General features: G+C 64.7%; 2 protein-coding genes and 1 pseudogene. 1 reads left to right on the top strand and 2 read right to left on the bottom strand.

What is annotated here, in order from left to right; all coding sequences use genetic code 11:
* Positions 1-418: 418 nt before the first annotated feature.
* Complete coding sequence (locus tag ACFIF2_RS35755; protein ID WP_395577463.1) at positions 419-805, top strand: hypothetical protein; 387 nt, start codon at positions 419-421, stop codon at positions 803-805.
* A gap of 22 nt (positions 806-827) precedes the next feature.
* Here ACFIF2_RS35755 and ACFIF2_RS35750 read toward each other — a convergent pair.
* Positions 828-1,012 (bottom strand): annotated as a pseudogene (locus tag ACFIF2_RS35750) (ATP-binding protein); the annotation flags it as partial.
* An 87-nt stretch (positions 1,013-1,099) separates the two neighbouring features.
* Positions 1,100-2,041, bottom strand: a complete 942-nt coding sequence (locus ACFIF2_RS35745; protein ID WP_395577462.1) for an RNA-binding protein — start codon at positions 2,039-2,041, stop codon at positions 1,100-1,102.
* Positions 2,042-2,308: the final 267 nt, after the last annotated feature.

Genomic DNA, 2,308 nt, shown 5'->3' with positions numbered 1-2,308 from the left:
AGAGAACCCCGGCGCGGACACCGTCGCACGGCACTGCGCAGCCCAGGGAATCACCGGCCAGTACAACAAACCCATCACCACCGCCTACGTCAACGAGCACGCCGACGAATTCGAGCGGCGCTGGCAGACCCTCGCCCGCCGCCACTCCGGCTCCCCGTAAATGGTTTCATGACATGGATCAGAGCCCTCGCGAGCTCAAATAGAGACTTCGCAGGGCAGATCGATAGGGGATACGGTGCCTATTTCTGGGCCGAACGTTCATAGCTGGAACGGTGAAAAGTCGCGCTTGACCTCACGGTTCGTCGCGAACTTCGCAACCATTTTGCCTTGCAAAAGTAGTGCTCAGGTAGGTACGGACAGTGCGCTCAGCCGGATGTTCGCCTGTGCGCCTCGGCAGTAGGCGTGCGACGATCGTGCGGTGGAGAGCCCTGATCCCTCGTTCCGTCGACGCCTGTTGATGGAGGCACTGACCGTGTTGGCGGCTGATGCCCAGCTCCAAGTGGCCTGGCTGGTCAGGCATGCGGTGATGACGGATGAGATCGCCCTGGACTTCGATCACGCTTTCCGTATGGCCGACGTACTGGTGGCCGAGGGGCTGCTCGCCCGCGAAGTCATGACTGACCTGCGGCAGATTGATGTGATCCTCAGCGAGATGAGCGGTGGCGAGAACGCTGATCGATGGGCAAGAGATGCCCTGTCCACTGATGCGGGGTGGGCTCTGGCCCGGCGGCTGGCCCGCCGGGTTCTCGTTGCGGAACTGGGTGAATGGCAGCAGTCCCTCCCTAAGATTTCTGTCGTCCGGTGACGGGCTCCGCCCCTGTAGCTGGTCAGGCCACTTGGGTGTCCCGTTCGATGGCGGCGAGCCGGTTCTTGAGCCGGTCGCTGGGGCTGTTGACCGAGATCACGTCGCCAGGGTGGAGAAACCGGTCGAGAATGGCGGTGACCAGCACTTCGTCGCCGAAGACCTGGCCCATTCGCTGAAGGCCTTGCCCGAGGTCAGAATGATCGAGCCTCCTCGTAGCAGACTGCCTCGACCATCTCCATTCGCCAGCTCGGCCGGTGCTGTGACCAACTTCTGAGCGTCGGCTCATGGATCGGGTCACCACCGTGCGCGCAGCACGCCGTCGGTGTCGGGTAGAACGGCTCGGAGCAGTGGACTGCGTTCGTCGGTGTAGAGGGACAGGGCGCGGGCCGCTCGCGCGTCGGCTACCAGGGCAGCGAGCTCCTGATAATGGGTCTCATCGACGGTCACGTTTCTGATCGTTCCCTCCTTCGCCTCCCAGACGAACTCGATGTGCCCTTCCGACGGTAGCGCGGTCAGGACCGCGCCGACGTCGGGTTGCAAGTCGGGCCAGACGGTCAGCAGGGCACGCGGGCCGAGACCGGCGCGCACAGCGTTGAGGTTCTCCGTGGTGAGACGGTGCCAGCGTGTGGCGTTGACGATATGGGTTTCTTCCAGGAGCAGGCCTTGTCGCGCCACCAGCGCGGTGTGCACGGACGCCCAGAAGGCCTCGTCGGCGGCTTCTGTCACTTCTGGTTCTGCGGCGTAAGGGGAGGCCGGCAGCCGTTCCGCGAAGAGGCCGAGTTTCCGCGTACGGAGCACGGCGTCTGTGCAGGGCTGGTCGCTGCTCACATACACGTACTGGTCCCATCCGACATGCACGGCGAAACCGTCTTCTGCTTCCAGTCGGCACCAGGCGCCCTGCTCACGGAGCATGACGCGGACCAGCTCCAAGGCCAGCGCCAGGGAGACCTCGGCCCCGTCGTGGTAGCCGGCGAGGTCAGCCGGGAAGAGCCCGCTGAGACCGTGCCCCTGGACCGCCGGCTGGGCACCGAGGTGGACGTGTCCGGTGATGGAGGGCTCACGGATTTCCAGATGATCAATGCCTGCAGCTTCCGCGAACGCGGAAATCGCCTCCAGGTATGCGGCCTCGACCGGTCCGTTGTCGCTGACCGCCTCCTCCGCACCCTGGTAGGTGCCGTGTTCGTCACGGTCGGCGGGGTCGTACTTCGTGATCCGGTGAACGAAGGCAGGCGGCACGCTACTCCTAGACTGGGTGGAAGGTAGCGCCAGCGTAGGCCCCGGGCGAAACCCGTATTTCCCGATTCCGGTGTCCAGCCCGACGGATCTTCCTGGTGACAGAAAGAGCGCGCTTGTGCCCGGTATGTCATACGACAGCAGGGTGGTGGCCCGGCGGCCTGGTACCGGGATATGTACCCGCCACCAGACGACTTCGAGTTGTCGTCCGGTGCGGGCATCGGGATGGCCGCGTGCGGGAACCGCGCCGGCGGTCTGCCCTGGACCTTC

This window comes from Streptomyces sp. BK79, assembly GCF_044142145.1.
Taxonomy (GTDB): domain Bacteria; phylum Actinomycetota; class Actinomycetes; order Streptomycetales; family Streptomycetaceae; genus Streptomyces.
The sequence above is the reverse complement of the archived record's forward strand: the minus strand, read 5'-3'. Positions and strand labels throughout refer to the sequence as shown.